The following is an 18,278-nucleotide window of genomic DNA, read 5'->3' on the forward strand; positions in this document are numbered from 1 at the left end:
GTGACGAGCACCGACCGGAAGACCCGTGCCGACATCGAGGACGACCTGCGCAAGATCGCGGCCGAGGTCTTCCCGAACCACGACGTCGAGTTGACCTCGAACACGCCCCTGTTCAACGGCGGGCTCTCGTTGAACTCCACCCAGATGATCGAGCTGACGCTGGCCTTCGAGTCGTACTACGACATCGAACTCGAACCGGAGCTGCTGACGGTGGAGCACTTCGCCACCCTCGGCTCGCTCGCGACCATGCTCGAGGACCAGCTCAACGACGACTCCTATGTCTGATGGGGTACGCGTCGTCCTGGTGCACGGCAACGCCGGAGCAACCATCGACGGCATCTGGTTCCCGTACCTCAAACGGGAGCTTGAGGCTCGGGGCCACAACGTGGTGGCCCAGACCTTCCCCGATCCGATCAAGGGTCGGATGCGGTACTGGCTGCCCTACCTGACCGACGTCATCCGTCCGGACGACCAGACGGTCATCGTCGGGCATTCGTCGGGAGCACTGACCGCACTGCGGTACGCGGAGTCGGCGCCGCTGCTGGGCACCTTCGTGGTGGCCGGGCACCACACCGACTGCGGCTTCGAACTCGAACGGCGCAGCGGATTCTTCGACCAGCCGTGGGACTGGGCGGCGATCAAGCGGAACCAACGCTTCATCGTCCAGTTCCACTCGACGGACGATCCGTGGGTCCCCCTCGACGTGGCCCGGGAGCTGCACCGACTGACCGGCAGCCGGCTGACGGTGATGGAGGGGATGGGCCACTTCGGGTCGTACGACCAGAAGCTGGACACCTTCCCGGAACTGCTGGAGGCGGTGTGCCGGCAACTCGAGATGGTCGACAGGTGACCGGTGGCCCGCTCCGCTTCGTCGACGAGGTCATCGACCGCCGCCACGACGACGACGCCGTGGCGGTGGTCGATCTGGCCACCAGCCTCCAGGTGTCCTACCGGACGCTGGCTCGGCGGGTCCAGGCCCTGACCGACCTGCTGGCTCCCCTCGTCGGGCGGCACGGCACCGTCGCGATGGTGATGGACAAGTCCATCGACTCGGTGGTCTGCATGGTGGCGGCGCTTCGACTCGGCGCGCGGTACGTCCCCGTCGACGAGTCGTTGCCGCCGGCCCGGACCGCGGTGCAGTTCGCCAGGTGCCGCCCGACGGTGACGGTGGCGCATCCGCGGTATCTCGGGCTGCTCGCCGAGGCGGCGGCCGGCACTCTGGTGGTCGCCGGTGACTCCTGGGACGTGTCGGCTGAGGCCGACTACCGGCCGTCGGCGTACGGGGACAGGACGCCGGACGACCAGGCGTACGTCATCTTCACCTCGGGATCGACCGGCGGCCCGAAGGGCGTCATGATCAGCCACCGCAGTGTGTGCGCGCTGCTGGAGGGCGTACAGCAGGTGGTCGGTTTTCCGGAACGGATGCGATACCTGAACGTGGCGCCGCTGTTCTTCGACGCGTCCGTTGTCGACCTGTACTCCACCTTCCTGGTCGGCGGCAGCGTGCACCTGCTGCCCCGGCTGTCGATGGCCGGCCAGGTCACGCAGGCGTGCGAGCAGTGGGGCATCACCGACGTGCTGCTGGTGCCCTCGGTCATCCGGATGCTGCTCGGGCGGTTCAGCGACATCGACCGCCGCGACCTGAGCTCCCTGCGCCGCCTGTGGTTCGGCGGGGAGTCGTGCCCGACCTCGCTGCTGCGGGCGATGGACAAGAAGCTTCCGGGTCTGACCTATGTGCACGGCTACGGCCCGACCGAGACCACGCACAGCGCCACCCTGTACGTGACCGACGACATCGCCGGCCACGATGACGAGTACCTGCCGATCGGGACCCCGCTGCCCGCCGTCGACGTCCTGATCGTCGACGACGACCTGCGACCGGTGCCCGACGGCGACACGGGTGAGCTGCTCATCGGCGGCCCGCAGGTCATGCTGGGTTACTGCGAGGAGCGGGCGAGGACCGAGCAGTTGCTGATCACACGCGGCTCCCCCGAGATCCGGTACTACCGGTCGGGCGACTTCGTTCGGCGCACCGGCGCCGGTCAGCTCGTCTTCGTCGGCCGACGCGACGATGCCGTGAAGATCGCCGGAAACCTCGTGCACACCTCCGAGGTCGAAGCCGCGGCGCTGGCCGTGGACTGGGTGGTCGACTGCTGCGCGGTGGTGACCCAGCACCGGGTCGCCGGCCGGGCCATCACGCTCTTCGTCCTGGCCGCCGACCGGACCGGCGCCGAAACCGACCTGAGGGCCGAGCTGGCCCGGGTGTTGCCGCCGTACATGGTCCCGGCCAAGATCGTCATGATCGACGAGGGCGACGTCGGCCTGACACCGACCGGCAAACTCGACCGCTCCCGCCTGCGCGACCTGGTGACCTCCGATGATCGATGACGAGATAGCCGCGTTCACCCGGCGGGGTGTGCTGACAGTTGTCCCACGGGCGGCGAGCGGGCGCAGCCTCACCGACCCCGCCGAGCTGCTGCGCCACGGTGTCGAGGAGTTCCTCCCCACGCCGGCCACCGTCGACCGGGTCGCCGAGGCGCTGCTCCGGGAAGGCCTCGCGATCGAGGCCCGAACCGACGTGGGCCTGACCGTCAGCGGCGAGCAGAGCCTGCTCGGGGACGTCTTCGGCAGCGCCGTCGGCGTGGTCCGCAACAAGTACATCCGCGACTCCCCCCGCTACGAACTCGTGGCGCGGGGTCCACTGCGTTCCCGGGTGTGCACCGACCTCATCAGTGCGGTCTCGGTGCCACGTTCCGGATTCGAGCTGACCGTCACCGCGTCGCCGCCGGTGGTGCGCGGGACCGGGCACCACCTCCGCCTTCCCGGCGACGCGGTGCGGGTGGCCGGAGCCGAAGCGCTGCACGCCGCCGGTGTCCGCGGCGACGGCGTCCGCGTCGTCATGGTCGACACCGGCCTCTACGACCACCCGCATCACCGCCAGCACGGCTACCGGACCTCGGTCGTCCCCGCACTGGCGCAGCTCGATCCCGCTGTCGACGAACGCGGTCACGGCACCGCGATGTCGGCGCTGCTGCTGGCGGTGGCGCCCGACGTGTCGCTCACCATGGTCAAGATGGCCACCGAGGGCTTCTCGTTTCCGGTCGCCGCGTTCCAGCGGGCGGTGCAGCTCGAACCTGACGTCATCTCCTGCAGCTGGGGGACGTTGCGCGCGGAACCCCATCTGCATCTCGAGGTGGCCAACGCGATCCGGCGGGGCTGCACAGTGCTGTTCGCCGCCGGTAACGGCTCGACCGACCGGCCGACAGCGATGTTCCAGTCCGTCGCCACCCCTGGTGCGATCACCGTCGGGGGCGTGCACGTCGGCCCGGACGGCGAGCTGCGGGCCGCCGATCTCGCCTCCAGCTACCGGTCGGCGGTCTTTCCCGGACGGGCCGTGCCGGACGTGTCCGGCCCGTGCGGCATGCTGCCCAACGGCAACTACATCCTCTTCCCCACCCAACCCGGCTGCCTGTTCGACCGTCGCAACAGCAAGTACGACGGCACGGGTGCGGATGACGGCTGGCTGGTGTCGAGCGGCACGTCAGGTGCCACGGCGTACGCCGCCGGCGTGGTGGCACTGGCGATTCAGCAGGGTCTGCCGTGCACCGCCGAGTCGTTGACCGTCCATTGTGTTCCGGTCATCCGGGGTCGTTCCATCACCGGGGACGAGTGCGGTGCGCAGAGCCCGAACCCGGCCACCGGCCACGGTCTGCTCACCGCACACCGATTGGACGGGGTTGTCGCTGCTGATCGGCCGCTGTTACGCTCCTCGATGGACAGACGGGGGAGCTCTGCGTGAATGGACCATTGCGTGCCCCCGCCAGGGAGTCCCCGACAACTGACATCCGGCCCCACCAGATCGTGCGCTTCGTCGGGGGCCGGGGGGTCGCCGCGCTGGCCGACCAGTTTCTGTTGTTCGCCATTCCGCTGCTGGTCTTCAAGACCACCGGCAGTGTCGCCGCGAGCGGGCTCGTCTTCCTGGTCGAGTGGCTGCCGAGGGTCATCTTCGTCCCCGTTGCCGGGGTGCTCGCCGACCGGGTCGACGGCTACCGGCTCTATCTGATCGCCGACAGCGTCCGGGCACTGCTCGCCGTGGGGGCCTTCGCCGCCGTGCTGGCCTGGCCGGGCGCGACGGTGGTGACGCTCAGCATTCTCGCCGCGTCCATGTCCCTGGCCAGCGCCCAGGCGTACATCGCGATGGAGACCACTCTCCCCCGGTTCGTGCCCCCCGAGCACATGGTGCGCGCCCAGTCCGTCATCCAGGGCACCGAGCAGGCGAGCACAGTGCTCGGGCCGGCCATCGCGGTCCTGCTGGCCACGCTGCTGGGAACGACCGATCTCCTGCTGGTGACCGGGGTGCTCTTCGCGCTCACCACGATCAACGTCCTGACCCTGCGCGGCAGCCTGCGCAGTGCGGTCACCAACACCGAGCCCACGACGGTGCGCGGTGTGCTGGCCTCAGTGGCCGAGGGTGCGCGCACGCTGTTCAAGCTCCCCGCGATCGTGGGCCTCGTCGGGCTGACGATGATGGTGAACCTCATGGTCGGCGTCGGCATGGCGACCAGCGCCGCCATCACCACCGGCACCTTCGGCAAGCCCGACCGCTACTTCGGGGTGCTGTCCTTCGCCGAGGGCGTGCTCTCCCTGCTGATCTTCTTCATCATCCCGCGACTGTCCCGGCGGATCACCCCACTGGTCGCCATCCTGGGCACCTTCGTGATCATCTGCCTGGGTGGGCTCACGATCAGCCAGGCGAACACGTTCACGCAGTTCGCCATCGGCTACACGTTGCTGATCGGCACCGTCGGCATCCTGAACGTCTTCATCCGCGCCGAACGGATCCGCCGCATCCCCCGCGAACACCTCGGCAAGACGATCGGCCTCATCGTCCTGCTGAACCAGGTCTCCCTGCCGGTCTCGGGCTTCGTCGTCGCCGTCTTCGCCACCGCGCACGGCCCGCAGGCCGTACTGCTCGGCGCGGTGCTCGGGTCCGTTCTCGTCGCCGTTCTGTTGCTCCCACTGGTCCTTCAACTGAGGTATCCGCATGCGCATCCTGATCCTGCACCGAATCACCGATGACATCATCCGCTACGCGGATGGCCTCGACTTCGAAGCCCACGAGGTGACCTTCATCGGTACGGCCGAGCGCATGGCGACACTGCCCGCACGGCTGCCCGGCACACGGATCGAGCGGCCCGGAACGGGCGCCACGGAGACCGAGGTGGTGGCGGCGCTCGCCGGCCACCCGAAGCCCGACCTGGTCATCGCCCAGTCCGAGTTCGACCTGATCGCCGCGGCGCGCATCCGGGAGGCCCTCGACGTGCCCGGCCCACGCGAGGCCGACGTGCTTCCCGTCCGGGACAAGGTCATGATGAAGGCCGCCGCCGCCCGGGCGGGTCTGCGTGTGCCGCGCTATCTCCCGCTGGCCTCGGCCCTCGCCGGAGCCGACATCGGGTGGTCGGGCCAGACGGTGCTCAAGCCGCTCGACGGCGCCTCCAGCCAGGGCGTACGCGTATTCGACACCGCCGCATCCGCCCTCGAAACGGTACGTCGCGACGGCCTGCCCTCCGACGCGGACCCGAGCGGCTTCGAGATCGAGGAATTCGTCAGCGGCCCGATCATCCACGTCGACGGGTTGGCCGTCGACGGCACCCCGGTCACGCTGCAGGCCAGCCGGTACGTCGGCACCTGCCTCGGGTACGCCGAGGGCAGCCCGCTCGGTTCGGTGCAGACGGACACCCCGCCGGCCGTCGTGGAGTGGACCACCGCCTGCCTACAGGCCGTCGGCATCACCACGAGCCTGTTCCACCTCGAAGGCATCGAGACGCCCGACGGCCTGGTCTTCCTCGAGGTGGCCAGCAGGTTCGGCGGGGCCGGCGTGGCCGACACCTTCGAGCTGGCGACCGGCGTGCACATGCCGTCGGTGCAACTGCGGGCCCTCTCGACGCCCGGCGCCTCCGCCCCCGAGGCGCACGACTCCGGCCCGGACGCCCGGTACGGCTGGTTCATCGTCCCCGGTCACACCCTGGGCGCGAGGTTCTGCACCGTCGACGGCGCGGACGAGTTCCGGCGCAGCCCGCTGACCTGGCGCTGGGTGCAGCGCACCGAGGACGAGCCGGTCAGTCAGGCGCTGAGCTACGCCGAGTACGACGTACCCGTCGCCGGTATCGTCGGCCCGGCACCCACGGCGGTGCTCGAACAGTTCCTGCGGGACATCTTCGCCTCGGTCAAGGTCACGGCCGCCGGCAAGGCGGACAACAATGTCTGAGCTGCTGCTGGTCGGGGTCGGTTTCATGGGCAGGCCGTACCTCGCCGCCGCGCGACGGCTGGGTCTGCGGGTGGCAGCCGTGGAAGGCGCGGCCCGAGCCGCCGACACGGGCGGGCTCGTCGACCACATCCGGGTTGCCCCCGGTAACCACGACGAGCAGTGGGCCGAAGGGGCCTGGGCGGCCGCGGCAGACCGCCGGCCGGCGGGAGTGGTGGCGTTCACCGAGAACAACGTGCTCGGCGCGGCCCTGCTGCAGGACCGGCTCGGCGTTCCCGGCCCGTCCCTGCACGCCGCGACCGTCTCCCGCAACAAGGCTCTGCAACGGGGGCTGTTCGCCGCGGCGGGCATCCGCCAACCGGAGTATCTGATGACCGGCGACCTGGAATCGGCGCGCGACTGGGCCACCGCCCGCCTGCCGGTCGTCGTGAAGCCACTGTCCGCCGCGGGAAGCGAGGGAGTGGAACTGGTCGACAGCCTGGACGCCTTCCAGGACGCTGTGGCACGCCGGAACGACGAGGGTCCGCTCCTGGTGGAGACGGCTGTGGACGGCCCGGAATACAGCTGGGAGGCGCTGATCAGCGAGGGGAAGGTGTGGCTGGCCAACCTCACCGCCAAGGAGACCGCCGAGCCGCCCCACTTCGTCGAGATAGCGCATCGCACCGGCGTCCAGCTCGACCACGAGGCCGCCGCCGAGGTGACGGAGTTCTGCACCGCGGTGGTGAGCGCCCTCGGCATGCGTACGGGCATCGTGCACCTCGAGTTCCGGCTCGCCGCCGACGGGCCGACCCTGATGGAGATCGCCGTCCGGACCCCCGGCGACTACCTCATGGATCTGCTCAGCCTCACCTACGGCCTGGACTGGTTCGAGATGGTCGTCCGGCTCGCCATGGCGATGCCCCTGCCCGAACCACCGTCGGGCCCCGTCGCGTACGCGGCGAGCTATCTCCCCATCGCGCCACCCGGCATCCTGGTCGAGATGCGGGGCATGGCCGAGATCGAGGCACACCCGGCCTTCGTCGCGTGCGGCTGGTGGAAGAATCCCGGCGACGTCGTGCCGGCGGCCACCTGGAGCGCGGAACGCGCCGGCTACCTCATCGTCTCGGCCGAAACCCCGGCGCTCCGCGACGAGGCACTGGAATTCGTCCGCAGGACGCTGACCATCGTCACCCGCCCCGCCTGAACCGTGACGGCTAGCCCGAACCACTCACTGCCTGGGGTGGGGCGGGTGCGGCCGTTCAGGCGGCTTGCCACTGGCGTGGATGGCGTCGGAGGCAGCGATGCCGGCGAGGACGACGACGGCGGTGACGGCCACAGCCAGCGGCGGCAGCCGGATCATGAACGGCGCGGCGCCGGCGATCACCGCGGCGCCGATGATCCGAGAGCGTGACACCCGGTCGAAGACGGCATGTTCCACCAGGGCCCGCCCGATCAGGAACAGCATCGGTCCGCCCAGGACAATGAGAATCCATGCCGCTTCGGTGTGCCCGAACGGGTGTTCGATCACGATTTCGTATCCGACTGCGACGGCAACGATGCCGACCACCATGAGGACGTGCGCGAGGAAGGCGTCCCGGACGAGGTGCGAGGGGTCGGCGGAGGCTCTGATCGCCTCGGGCAACAGCTGGCCCGCCCGGAAGAGGTAGACGCGGAACAGCAGCACCGTCGTGATGAAGGAGACCGCGAAGGCTGCGGCTGCCCCGCCCTGCCCGGAGGACGTGTCGCTGTAGGCCGAGCCGGTCGTCAGAATCAGCTCGCCGAGGGCGATGATGAAGAATTGTCGGTAGCGCTCGGACAGGTACTCGGCCAGGACGGGCCACTGCCGTGGGGTGGGGCAGGACCACGGCGTGGGATAGAACAGCAGCAGTGCCATGCAGTCGATGCCGATCGCCAGCGTCCACAACAGCACTCGGGCCTGATCCGTGGCTATCGCGCCGGCGAGCCAGGGCACGGCCGACAACGCGAACCAGAAGAACACCCCGGCCGCTCGGCGCTGCGCGTCATGGCCGCGCAGCATCGGCACGATGATCAGCCCACGAGCGATATGGACGGCCACGTACGCGCCAGCGAAGGCCAGACTTCTGTCGGCGAACGCGTTCGGCACCGCCACCGCCATCACCAGCGCGCCGAGCATCGCCGTGTAGACCAGGAGCTGGACCTGCGGTTTCTGTGGGTCGTAGAGGTCGGTGACCCACGCCGTGACGAACCACAGCACCAGGAAGGCCAGCAGCAACAGCAGGGTCTCGCCTGCCTCGACGAGGACGATCCGCCGCTCGGTGAGCTCCTCGACCAGCCGCTGCGACACCCGGTTGAGAGCGAAGACGAAGACCAGGTCGAAGAAGAGCTCCAGAAGGCTCGGTCGCTGCGGTTGCCCCGGCTTTCGAAGCAGCGCTGCTGCCCTTGTCGACATGGGCCGCCCACTTCTGTCGGCTTGGCCTATCTGGGTATTGGTACCACGCTGAACAGGCCGTCGAGTCAGGACCAGAAGAATGCCCCCGGCCCGACACACCTGCCGATCGGCCATGAGGCGCCAGTGGCGGACAGCCGACACCGGAGCGCGAGGTAGCCGACTGTGACCATGGAGTCACTACGCGCACGCTCCTCTCCGACATGTTCCCGTCGACTGGAGGAACAGATGCGTCTCCGATCGTTCGTCACCGCGGCACTGGCCACCGTCCTGGCCGCCAGCGCACTCGCTCCGGCGGCACCGGCCACGGCGGCCACCGCCGACCGCTGGGGCTTCGCGTACGTCAAGGACCCCACCGTGCCGGTCTGGACGGTGCTGGACACCAGCCGGCAGTGGGGCAGCTGGAAAACCGCGTTCCCGGCCGCCTGGGCCGACGGCGTCAAACTCGCACCCGGCCGGTTCCAGGTCCGCTTCCCGCAGATAGGTGCCAGTTCACGGGGCGTTCCCCACGTGACCCCGGTGAACCGGACCGGTCACTACTGCGAGGTGGTCCGCTGGTTCCAGTCCGGCGCTGACGAGATCGTCGACGTGCAGTGCCACCGTCCCGGTGGCACGCGCGAGGACACTCCGTTCACGGTGCTCTGGACAACCAGCTCGGGCGTGCTACCGGCCGGCACCTCCCACGCGTACGTGCAGTGGAGCAGCGGCCTGATGACGCAGTCGTACAACTCCACCGGCGTCGCGAACGCTGTCGGACCGCTGGGCGTCGGGCAGTACCTGGTGCGACTGCCCGGGGTGGGGCTGGCCGGAGTGCTCGCCGGCAACCCGCAGGTCACCGCCGTGCAGCCGAACGCCGGTCCGCGCCGGTGCAAGGTCTACTCCTGGAGCGCGGTCGGCAGCGACGTGCAGGTCTACGTCTTCTGCTACGACCAGGCTGGCGCGTTCGTCAACACCGACTTCGTCCTCTCGTACCACCGCCGCCGGCCGGTGATCGGCTCCCTCGGCCCGCCGTCGTACTTCGGCTACCTGGGTACCGCCGTCGGCGGGCCGACCAACGACAACTCGGTGCTCGGCGTCGGCGCGAACACCGTGGCGCCGCTGGCGCCCGCCGGCCGCTACCTGGCGACCTTCCCACAGATCGGCCTCAAGGAGACGCACGCCCAGGTGGTGGCGCAGGGCGCCGGCAGCAACTACTGCCACCTCACCCAGCAATGGACGTACACCACCAACGCCGACGTCGACGTCATCTGCTTCGACAACACCGGCGCGGTCACCCCGCACCGCTTCCTGGCCACCTTCACCTCCCGACTCTGACGTCACGCCGAGCCGGGCCGGCGGCAGCCGTTCCCATTGCCGCCGGCCCGGTCGGGGCCGGGCCTGGAACGGCCCTCGGCGTGGTGCGTGGGGCACGACGCGGTACGGCCACGTGCTATCTGTAAACAACCCTTGATATTCACGGTCACGAACGTCAATATGTGGAGGTCGCGGGTCGTCGAGCCCTTGGGGAGTGAGCCATGAGAAGCCGTCGGATCTTCGCAGTGCTGGCCGGGGCGGCGATGACCGTCACGGCCGCCGTCGCCTTCGTCCCCAGCAGCACGGCGGCAGCACCCTCGGCCAACGCCGTCGCGATGGTCGCCTGCACCGCCCCGGCCTGGGCCGAGGGCACCACCTACCAGGCGGGCAGCCAGGTCACCTACGGCGGACGGCTCTACCAGGCACTGGTCACCCACACCGCGCACCCCGGCGCCGGCTGGAACCCCGCCGCGACGCCGTCGCTCTGGCGTGACCTGGGTGCGTGCTCGGGAAGCACGCCGCCACCCACCACGCCTCCCCCGACCACCCCACCGCCCACCACGCCTCCGCCCACCACGCCTCCCCCGACCACACCGCCGCCGACCACCCCACCACCGACCGGCGGGACGTGCGCGGTGAAGTCACGGCCCACCGGCAAGGTGTTGCAGGGGTACTGGGAGAACTGGGACGGCGCCTCCAACGGCGTTCACCCCGGCCTCGGCTGGATCCCGATCACCGACAGCCGGCTCAACCAGCACGGCTACAACGTGATCAACGCGGCGTTCCCGGTGATCCGCGCGGACGGCACGGTCCTCTGGGAGAACGGCATGGACGCGGGCGTGAAGGTCGCCACCCCGGCCGAGATGTGCCAGGCCAAAGCGGCGGGCGCGACCATCCTGATGTCGATCGGCGGGGCCGCCGCGGGCATCGACCTCAGCTCCAGCGCGGTCGCTGACCGGTTCATCGCGACGATCGTGCCGATCCTGACGGCCTACCACTTCGACGGCATCGACATCGACATCGAGACCGGCCTGACCGGCAGCGGCAACATCAACACGCTGTCCACGTCGCAGGCCAACCTGATCCGGATCATCGACGGCGTGCTGGCCCGGATGCCCTCGAACTTCGGCCTGACCATGGCACCGGAAACGGCCTACGTCACCGGCGGCAGCGTCGTCTACGGCTCGATCTGGGGCTCGTACCTGCCGATCATCAAGAAGTACGTGGACAACGGCCGGCTCTGGTGGCTGAACATGCAGTACTACAACGGCAGCATGTACGGCTGCGCCGGCGACTCGTACCCGGCGGGCACCGTGCAGGGCTTCACCGTGCAGACCCAGTGCCTGAACAACGGCCTCACCATCCAGGGCACCACGATCCGGGTGCCGTACGACAAGCAGGTCCCGGGTCTGCCCGCGCAGATCGGGGCGGGCGGCGGCTACCTGTCGACGTCGCTGGTCACGCAGGCCTGGAACTCCGTACCCGGCCTCAAGGGCCTGATGACCTGGTCGGCGAACTGGGACGGGTCGAAGGGGTGGACCTTCGGCGACAACGTGAAGCGCCTGCAGGGCCGCTGACACGCGGCGGCGCCGGGCCCTTGCCCAAATCATCTTAGTCATTAAGATAATTGCATGGGCACATCGACTGACTTCTCGGTGGCAATCGCCGGCGCCGGCCTCTCCGGCCTCTGCCTCGCCCAGTACCTGATGCGCGCCGGCATCGACGTGCACGTCTACGAGCGGGACGCGGGCCCCTTCGTCCGGCGGCAGGGTTACCGCATCATTCTCGACCGGCACGGGCTGCAGGCGCTGCGCGAAAGCCTGCCGCGCGCGCTGTACCAGCTGGCGCTGGCCACCGGCGACGAACCCGGCGGGCACCTGCGCTTCACCGACAGCCGGCTGCGTGACGCGTTCACCATCACCTTCAAGGACGAGCCGCACGCGACCCGCCAGGTCGACCGGCTGACCCTGCGGTCGATCCTGCAGTCCGGGCTGAACGGGCGCATCCACTACGGCAAGGACGCCGTCGCCGTCGACACCGGCGGCCCGGCGGGGCTGCGGCTGCGGTTCTCCGACGGCGGGGCCGCCGCGGCAACTGTCGTCGTGGGCGCGGACGGCGTCGGCTCGGCCCTACGCCCACAGCTCATGCCGGACGCGGACCCGGTGAACACCCCGATGGCGGGCATCTACGGCCGGTCGCCCCTCCACCGAAACGGCGAGAGCGTCATCCCGGAGGCGCTGCGTACCAGCGGGGTCCTGGCCCTCGCCGACCGGCCGGGCCGCGCCTTCTTCTTCACCTCCATGCGGTTCGGCGAGAGCCCTCAGGAGGCGTTCGGGCGCCTGGCCCCGGGCAACTACGCGCCCACCGGCTACGACTACGTCATGTGGGGACTGCTGCTCCAGCAGCAGGAGGTGCCCGTCGACAGCCGCGGGGACCTGCTGGCGCTGTGGAGGCTGGCCTCCCAGAGGAGCGTGGACTTCCACCCGGTCATCCGACGGCTGGTCGGCACCGCCGAGCTGGACGCCACGGTGCTCAACCTCTTCGCCACCGGCCGTCGCCCACGCCGGTGGGCGGTGCCCCGCGCGACGATGATGGGCGACGCCGTGCACGTCATGCCGCCGTTCGGCGCACACGGCGGCAACACCGCGCTTCGCGACGCCGCCCTGCTCGGCCGCAAGCTGGTCGAGGCCCGCTCCGGCGGCGCGTCGGTGGAGGAGGCGATCGCCGGCTACCAGGACGAGATGGTGCCCTACGCGTTCCGCGCCGTCGACACCGCCGCCGGGTTGATGCGCCGCCTCACCGGGGGCGCGGCCGCACCGCACTGGGTGCTGACCCGCGTGTTACCTCGGCTGCACCGGGTCACCGTACCGGAGGCATGATTGCGGGCATGTCCCACGAGCCGGCCCCCGCCTCCGCGATCGCCGAGCTGATGCGCGCCGGGCGGGAGATGTCGCGGCTGTCCATGGTGTTCCGGTACGCCATCGCGGAGCGGCTCGGCCTCACCGTGAGCGACCTGGAATGCCTGGACCACCTGGCGGACGTCGGATCCGCCACCGCGGGGCAGGTGGCCGAACGGACCAACCTCACCACCGGGGCGGTGACCAGCATGCTCCGCCGGCTCCAGCAGGCCGGCTACGTGACGACCGAGCGCGACCCGGCCGACCGGCGGCGGGTGATCGTCACCCTGCGGCCGGACCGGGTCGCCGAGTTGGAGCGACCGTACGAGCGGTTCGCCGAGCGGGCGGAATGGCTCATCGAGGGCTACAGCGCCGAGGAGGTCCAACTGCTGGTCCGGCACTACAACCGCATGCAGGCGATGTACCTCGCCGAGTTGGACCGCCTGCGCGGCGATCTGCCCGGTCACGCCCGGTGAAGCCCTGATGGTCGCGGGTGGGGTGACCGGGGTCGGCTACGGCGCGGGTTCCAGTACGACGACGGGGATCTGGCGGGCGGTCTTCCGCTCGTAGTCGGCGAAGCCGGGGTACGCGGCCTTCTGCGCACTCCAGATCCGTTCGCGCTCGTCCCCGGTGGCCACCCTGGCTACCAACTCGACCTTGTCCGTGCCGATCTCCGCCTGGGCCCGCGGATTGGCGAGCAGGTTGTAGTACCAGTCCGGATTGCTGGGCGCACCGCCCTTGGACGCGAACACGGCGTAGCCGCCATCCACCTTCTGGTACATCATCGGGTTCACCCGAGGCTGGCCGCTTTTGGCACCGACCGTGTGCAACAGCAGCAGCGGCGCGCCCGCGAACTGGCCGCCAACCTGCCCATCGTTGGCGCGAAACTCGGCGATGATCTTGTCGTTCCAGTCACTCATGCCTTCTCCTCGCTCACGCGGACCGGCTCCACAAACCACGATACTGACAGTCTCGGCCGGGCTTGGCACGGCGACAACGCAGGGCGCTGGCTCACAACAGGTGCGGACGTGGCACCGGGCAGCGTCTCCCGGCCCTGCCGTCGGGGGTAGGTCGCGCAACCCGTTCCGGACAGGGCATAGTGGCCCGCGGTGCCATCGACGGGGTTGCTCGCTGTACAGAAGGTGGTGGGAAGTGACGACGCGCTTACGTCTCCGCTGGACCGTGGCCGCACTGATCACGCTGACCGGCGGGACGCTCGCCGTGTCGGCGGCACCCGCGACGGCGGCCCCGGAGACCGTCAGCATCCTGAGCGTGTCGGCGGAGAACGTGAAACCCAACGACACGGTGCGCCTGCGCTACCGGGTCACCAACAACGGACGCAAGGCCGAGACGGCCATCGTGGTGATCGGCGGCGGCCTGCGATGCACCTCCGGATGCCGGGTGGAACCGAACCTCGGGCCCGGCCGGAGTCAGACGTTCGACACGACGCTCGTCGCCCCCGACGCTCGCCCAGGTGAGATCACCGGCCTCAACATCTCGGTCGGTGTGCGTCTTGCCGGGCAGAACAGTTACGCCCACAAGATGGTCTACGTCCACGGCCCGGGTGCGGCGTCGTCGGGCGAGAACAAGCCGGCGGCCGGCGTGCGTGGGGTCTCCGGCCGGGTCCGCGACGCCGACGGTAAGGCGATCGGCGGCGTGGCCCTGACCATCCAGGACAGCGCCGGGCACGAATACCGGACGACCAGCAGCTCCAGCGGCCAGTTCTCGATCACGTCGAGCGCCAGCAAGACGATCGCCGCCGGGTCCATCACTGTCCGCGCGACCAAGGACGGCTACCGCACCGCTCGCACGACCGTACGGGGCAGCGCCGGTGACGTCGCGACCGTGCGGCTGACCCTCGCCGTGGAGGCAGCGCCCACCAAGGCGTCCCCGTCGCCCGCTGCGGAGGCGAGCCCGGTCGCGGCGGCGGGCGACGGCACCCCGGAGGCTGCGCCACCGACGTTCAAGGCCGTCAGCGACGAGGCAGGCGGTACGTCGCCGTTCTTCCTCCTCGGCGGCCTACTCGTCGCCGCCGGCCTGGGCGCGCTCGTACTGGTCGTGATGCGTCGGAGGAACGCACCGGAGGCGGGTACGCCGGCGACGACCGAGTTGCTGACGCCGACCGGTGGGAGCATGGCCGACGCTCCGACGGCGGTGCTGCGCATCGGGCCCGTCGGCGGCGGGTTCCCGGGCTCGTACGGCCCTCCCCCGTCGGGTGGCACCCAGCAGAACGGCTACCGAGGCTGAGGAACCGCGCTCTCCGTCACCCCGTCGGCGTGCCAGGTGAGGTGGCCTACCCCTGTGCAGGGCCATCGTCGGCAGTGGCGGCACGCAGCTCCTTGAGCACGTACGTGGCGGCCTTCTCGACAACCCGGACGCCGGCCTTCTGGCTCACGTGATGGTCGGAGAGCACCGCGATCAGCCAGTCATGACGGGCCTCGACGATCCGTCCGATGCTGTTGACCAACCAACGACCTCCGTCGACGTCAGCGGTGTCCCAGCCGTTCTTGACGTAGACGGAACGATTGCCCGGCTCTCGGGCGGCGGTGATCCCCCATCGCTGCTCGGGGATCACCTTCGTCATGAGGCCCATGATGAAGGTACGGTCCTGCGGGGTCAGCGGTCCGGTCGGCGAGGTCAGCGCGGTCAGGAGACGGAGCTGGTCGGCGGCCGTCGTCGTGGTGAGCCCCCAGTGCGAGTTGGGCTTGGTCTCCCGCAGACCGAACGCGCGGTTCGCGGCGGTCAGGCCGCGCGAGCCCTCGATTCGCTGCCACAGGGCCACCGCCGCATCGTTGTCACTGGACACGATCATGTCCTCGGCCAATCGCCGGGTGTTCGCCCCCAGGGTTTTGCCCGGCGGTCGCTGACGCAGCAGCAGGGCCGCCAGAATGTTGACCTTGACGATGCTGGCGGTCTCGAAGCGTTTGGTGCCCGCCGTCACCGCAGCCGTTCCCTGCCGGTCCAGTGCCGCGACCGCCAGGTGGCCGTCGAAGCGGTCCACGTAGGCCTCGATGCGCGTCCTCGCCTCGGCGACCCGGTCGACGGCCGGTGTGGTGGGGATCGGACTGGCAGGGGAAGGACCGACTGACGGGCCGGGGTGGTCGCCGAGGCGATCGCGAGTGGCGCCGAAGGCGGCCGTCGCCACACCGGCGAGAGACATGGCGACAGTGGAGACAACCCACCGGCGCGGCAGTTGCCGGCCTTTCCGCTCAGCCAAGGCGGGCCACCACCCTCGCCGCGATGACGTCCACCGCGGCCCGGCTGCCCGGATCGGGCACGCTGACCGTCGAAACCGTCTCGCCTCGTCTCAGCATCACGAACCACCTGACGGTGGTCCGGGCGTCGGCACGCGCGATGCGACCTCGAATGAGCATGCCGGTGCCGTCGAGATACTGCGGATCGACGACGTCGAACGCGACCCGCGAGCCGAACGCCAGGTAGCTCGCGCACCGCAGCAGGACGCGACGGACATCGTCGACATTCCGCTCGGCCCATCCCGGCTCGTACGTCTCCACGACGTGATGGGCCTGCGACGAGCCGTCAGACGGCCGGTAGTAGCGCTGCACGGCCGCGCGCCGATGCGACTTGGCCGGGTAGTCGCTGCTCTGATAGCTGGGGCAGTTGTCCTGCTCCCACGGCCAGGGCGGCAGACCGGTTCGCGCGTCGTCCTCGCGCCAGTCCGAACCCAGCTCGCCGGCCCCCAGCAGCATGCCCGAGCCGCCCGGTTCCGCGTTCGCGGTGTGCCGCCCAGCGGGGCCGACGCCGGGCTCCCCCCGATGACACCCCGCGGCGCTCAGCACCAACGCGGTCAGGATCACCGGGACGACAGCGGCCGAGCCGCGGCCCTCGCCGCGAGGCCGGCCTCGGCCCCTCCCGCTGCTCGATACGGACACCATGGACCTCCCCCAACACAGATGTTCGCCACCGTGGGTCGCGTTCGTGACGACCGCGCGTGGTGGGTCATTCGCCGCCGTACGACAGGCGCGGCCCGGCACCAGCGGGATCCGTCGCACGTCGGCCGCAGCCGGACCGATCAATGCCGTTCCTCGGCGAACAGCTCGGCCCGGGTCTCGCCGAGCACCTCGCGCAGACGACTGAGCGAGCGCATGCTCTGGCTCTTGACCACCGCGGCGGAGACGCCCACGACCTCGGCGACTGTCTCCACACTCAGGTCGTCCCAGTAGCGCAGCACGATGATCGCCCGATCCCGCAACGGCAGGGTGGCGACCGCGTCCAGCAGCGTCATGCGCAGCTCGGCCGGATGTTCCTCGCCCCGGTCCGGCGGAGCCGACATCGCCAACTCACGGCTGGAGCGACGACGCTGCTGGTCGATCAGGCACCGCAGCAGCACCTTGCGGGCGTACGCGTGCGGGTCGTCGGCGCGGCGGACCCGTCGCCAGTTGGCGTACACCTTGGCCAGCGTCGTCTGGGTGAGGTCCTGGGCGAGATGCCAGTCGCGGCACATCAGGAACGCCGCGTCGCGCAGGCGGCCAGCGGCAGCCTGCGCGAACTCGACGAAGTCCTCGTCAGCCATTCGACCGGGCCAGCGACGGGAACCTCTTGGAACCGGTGACGACGAACTCCGCCGGCAGTTTCGTCCCCCACATCGGGCTCGCGGCGACAGCGGTCGCCTCGTCCACGGACAGGACGGGTCGTGCCGGCAAGGTCCCCTTGGCGCCCCAGTCCACACACGTCGAGATCATCAGATTGACCTGGACGCCATCGGGGTGATGCACCGTGACCATCTTGTTCTGTACGCAGTTGTCGGGCACTTCGGTCAGCTCCACCGTCCCCGGGGCCGGGTTGCCGCCGAGGCCGCCCTGGTAGACGGAGAGCCGCAGCATCCCCGGGCCAGCGCCCCGATCCAGGTAGAGCTGCACGTACGGCGTGCTGGGGCCCGCCCCACTGCCCTGCAGACTCGCGTAACCGCTGGTCTTGCCCTCGGGCAGCAGCCGGGTGAGCAGTTCCAGGGCCCCCTGCGGTGTGGTGGGCAGCAGGTCACCGTCCGGTACCACGCCGATCCGCACGGTGCCGATCACCGTGGTCGAGGAAGTCGGCAGGCCCGCCCGGAAGGGGTTCGCCCGCCCCTCGTCGTCGACGCCCATCAGACCCGGCGGCCCATCGGAGCGCTGAACCGGGGACGGCGGGGCGGAGCCGACCGGCCTGGCCGGCGAGCCACCGGCCGCGCCGCCTGGTGGACCGACGTCATTCGCGCCGACGCCGAACGGCCCGACAGCCAGCCCGACCACCAGCACCATCACCAGCGCCGAGCCGCCCGCGCCGAACTGTGCCAGGCGGCGCCGACGGCGCAGCCGGCGGCCCTGGACCATCGACTGCTGAACCAGATCACCCAACGGCGGGGCGGGGTGCCGGGCCAAATCGTCAGTGAAACGCACACGGACGTCACCCATGTCCC

Annotated in this window: 18 protein-coding genes; 12 read left to right on the plus strand and 6 right to left on the minus strand. The window is 70.2% G+C overall.

Features of this window, described 5'->3' with window-relative positions:
* The 7 genes from AB0C03_RS27630 to AB0C03_RS27660 are packed head-to-tail and all read left to right on the plus strand — an operon-like array spanning position 1 to position 7,448.
* The gene (locus AB0C03_RS27630; RefSeq protein ID WP_030330897.1) at positions 1–285 is read left to right on the plus strand and encodes an acyl carrier protein; all 285 of its coding nucleotides are present in this window, start codon (positions 1–3) and stop codon (positions 283–285) included.
* Positions 278–850 carry an RBBP9/YdeN family alpha/beta hydrolase gene (locus AB0C03_RS27635; RefSeq protein ID WP_210859953.1) on the plus strand — a complete coding sequence of 191 codons (573 nt, stop codon included), beginning with the start codon at positions 278–280 and terminating at the stop codon, positions 848–850. The genes AB0C03_RS27630 and AB0C03_RS27635 overlap by 8 nt, the downstream gene beginning before the upstream one ends.
* Positions 847–2,388 (plus strand): amino acid adenylation domain-containing protein, encoded by a 1,542-nt coding sequence (locus AB0C03_RS27640; RefSeq protein WP_357639816.1) that lies wholly within the window; start codon positions 847–849, stop codon positions 2,386–2,388. The genes AB0C03_RS27635 and AB0C03_RS27640 overlap by 4 nt, the downstream gene beginning before the upstream one ends.
* Complete coding sequence (locus AB0C03_RS27645) at positions 2,378–3,799, plus strand: S8 family serine peptidase (RefSeq protein WP_210859949.1); 1,422 nt, start codon at positions 2,378–2,380, stop codon at positions 3,797–3,799. Before AB0C03_RS27640 ends, AB0C03_RS27645 begins: the two co-directional genes overlap by 11 nt.
* Positions 3,796–5,079, plus strand: coding sequence for an MFS transporter (locus tag AB0C03_RS27650; protein ID WP_210864560.1), 1,284 nt, complete (start codon positions 3,796–3,798; stop codon positions 5,077–5,079). The genes AB0C03_RS27645 and AB0C03_RS27650 overlap by 4 nt, the downstream gene beginning before the upstream one ends.
* Positions 5,045–6,268, plus strand: coding sequence for an ATP-grasp domain-containing protein (locus tag AB0C03_RS27655; protein ID WP_357639819.1), 1,224 nt, complete (start codon positions 5,045–5,047; stop codon positions 6,266–6,268). Before AB0C03_RS27650 ends, AB0C03_RS27655 begins: the two co-directional genes overlap by 35 nt.
* Positions 6,261–7,448 (plus strand): ATP-grasp domain-containing protein, encoded by a 1,188-nt coding sequence (locus tag AB0C03_RS27660; RefSeq protein WP_210864562.1) that lies wholly within the window; start codon positions 6,261–6,263, stop codon positions 7,446–7,448. Before AB0C03_RS27655 ends, AB0C03_RS27660 begins: the two co-directional genes overlap by 8 nt.
* Before the next feature lie 24 nt (positions 7,449–7,472).
* On the opposite strand, the gene AB0C03_RS27665 is transcribed toward AB0C03_RS27660, so the two are convergent.
* On the minus strand, positions 7,473–8,789 hold the full coding sequence (locus AB0C03_RS27665) for a low temperature requirement protein A (RefSeq protein ID WP_245233598.1): 1,317 nt from the start codon (positions 8,787–8,789) through the stop codon (positions 7,473–7,475).
* A 111-nt stretch (positions 8,790–8,900) separates the two neighbouring features.
* Here AB0C03_RS27665 and AB0C03_RS27670 point away from each other — a divergent pair, with 111 nt between their 5' ends.
* From AB0C03_RS27670 to AB0C03_RS27685, 4 genes are all read left to right on the plus strand, one after another.
* Complete coding sequence (locus AB0C03_RS27670; protein ID WP_030330907.1) at positions 8,901–9,986, plus strand: hypothetical protein; 1,086 nt, start codon at positions 8,901–8,903, stop codon at positions 9,984–9,986.
* Between the two features lie 200 nt (positions 9,987–10,186).
* The gene (locus AB0C03_RS27675; RefSeq protein WP_357639824.1) at positions 10,187–11,542 is read left to right on the plus strand and encodes a carbohydrate-binding protein; all 1,356 of its coding nucleotides are present in this window, start codon (positions 10,187–10,189) and stop codon (positions 11,540–11,542) included.
* A 54-nt stretch (positions 11,543–11,596) separates the two neighbouring features.
* Positions 11,597–12,844, plus strand: a complete 1,248-nt coding sequence (locus AB0C03_RS27680; protein ID WP_030330910.1) for an FAD-dependent oxidoreductase — start codon at positions 11,597–11,599, stop codon at positions 12,842–12,844.
* Positions 12,845–12,852: 8 nt separating this feature from the next.
* Positions 12,853–13,338, plus strand: a complete 486-nt coding sequence (locus tag AB0C03_RS27685) for a MarR family winged helix-turn-helix transcriptional regulator (protein WP_247680078.1) — start codon at positions 12,853–12,855, stop codon at positions 13,336–13,338.
* 36 nt (positions 13,339–13,374) lie between these two features.
* Here AB0C03_RS27685 and AB0C03_RS27690 read toward each other — a convergent pair whose 3' ends face one another.
* On the minus strand, positions 13,375–13,782 hold the full coding sequence (locus AB0C03_RS27690; protein WP_030330914.1) for a nitroreductase family deazaflavin-dependent oxidoreductase: 408 nt from the start codon (positions 13,780–13,782) through the stop codon (positions 13,375–13,377).
* A gap of 232 nt (positions 13,783–14,014) precedes the next feature.
* Here AB0C03_RS27690 and AB0C03_RS27695 point away from each other — a divergent pair, with 232 nt between their 5' ends.
* Positions 14,015–15,109, plus strand: coding sequence for a carboxypeptidase-like regulatory domain-containing protein (locus AB0C03_RS27695; RefSeq protein ID WP_081883784.1), 1,095 nt, complete (start codon positions 14,015–14,017; stop codon positions 15,107–15,109).
* 46 nt (positions 15,110–15,155) lie between these two features.
* On the opposite strand, the gene AB0C03_RS27700 is transcribed toward AB0C03_RS27695, so the two are convergent.
* The 4 genes from AB0C03_RS27700 to AB0C03_RS27715 all read right to left on the minus strand — a co-directional run bounded on the left by AB0C03_RS27700 (position 15,156) and on the right by AB0C03_RS27715 (position 18,273).
* Positions 15,156–16,022 (minus strand): serine hydrolase, encoded by an 867-nt coding sequence (locus AB0C03_RS27700; RefSeq protein ID WP_051708322.1) that lies wholly within the window; start codon positions 16,020–16,022, stop codon positions 15,156–15,158.
* Positions 16,023–16,071: 49 nt separating this feature from the next.
* A complete protein-coding gene (locus AB0C03_RS27705) occupies positions 16,072–16,680 on the minus strand; it encodes a hypothetical protein (RefSeq protein WP_030330919.1) in 609 nt (202 codons plus the stop codon).
* A 215-nt stretch (positions 16,681–16,895) separates the two neighbouring features.
* On the minus strand, positions 16,896–17,396 hold the full coding sequence (locus AB0C03_RS27710; protein WP_030330920.1) for a SigE family RNA polymerase sigma factor: 501 nt from the start codon (positions 17,394–17,396) through the stop codon (positions 16,896–16,898).
* On the minus strand, positions 17,389–18,273 hold the full coding sequence (locus AB0C03_RS27715; RefSeq protein WP_030330922.1) for a hypothetical protein: 885 nt from the start codon (positions 18,271–18,273) through the stop codon (positions 17,389–17,391). Before AB0C03_RS27715 ends, AB0C03_RS27710 begins: the two co-directional genes overlap by 8 nt.
* Positions 18,274–18,278: the final 5 nt, after the last annotated feature.

Source organism: Micromonospora parva, assembly GCF_040649675.1.
In the GTDB taxonomy this organism is placed as follows: domain Bacteria; phylum Actinomycetota; class Actinomycetes; order Mycobacteriales; family Micromonosporaceae; genus Micromonospora; species Micromonospora parva.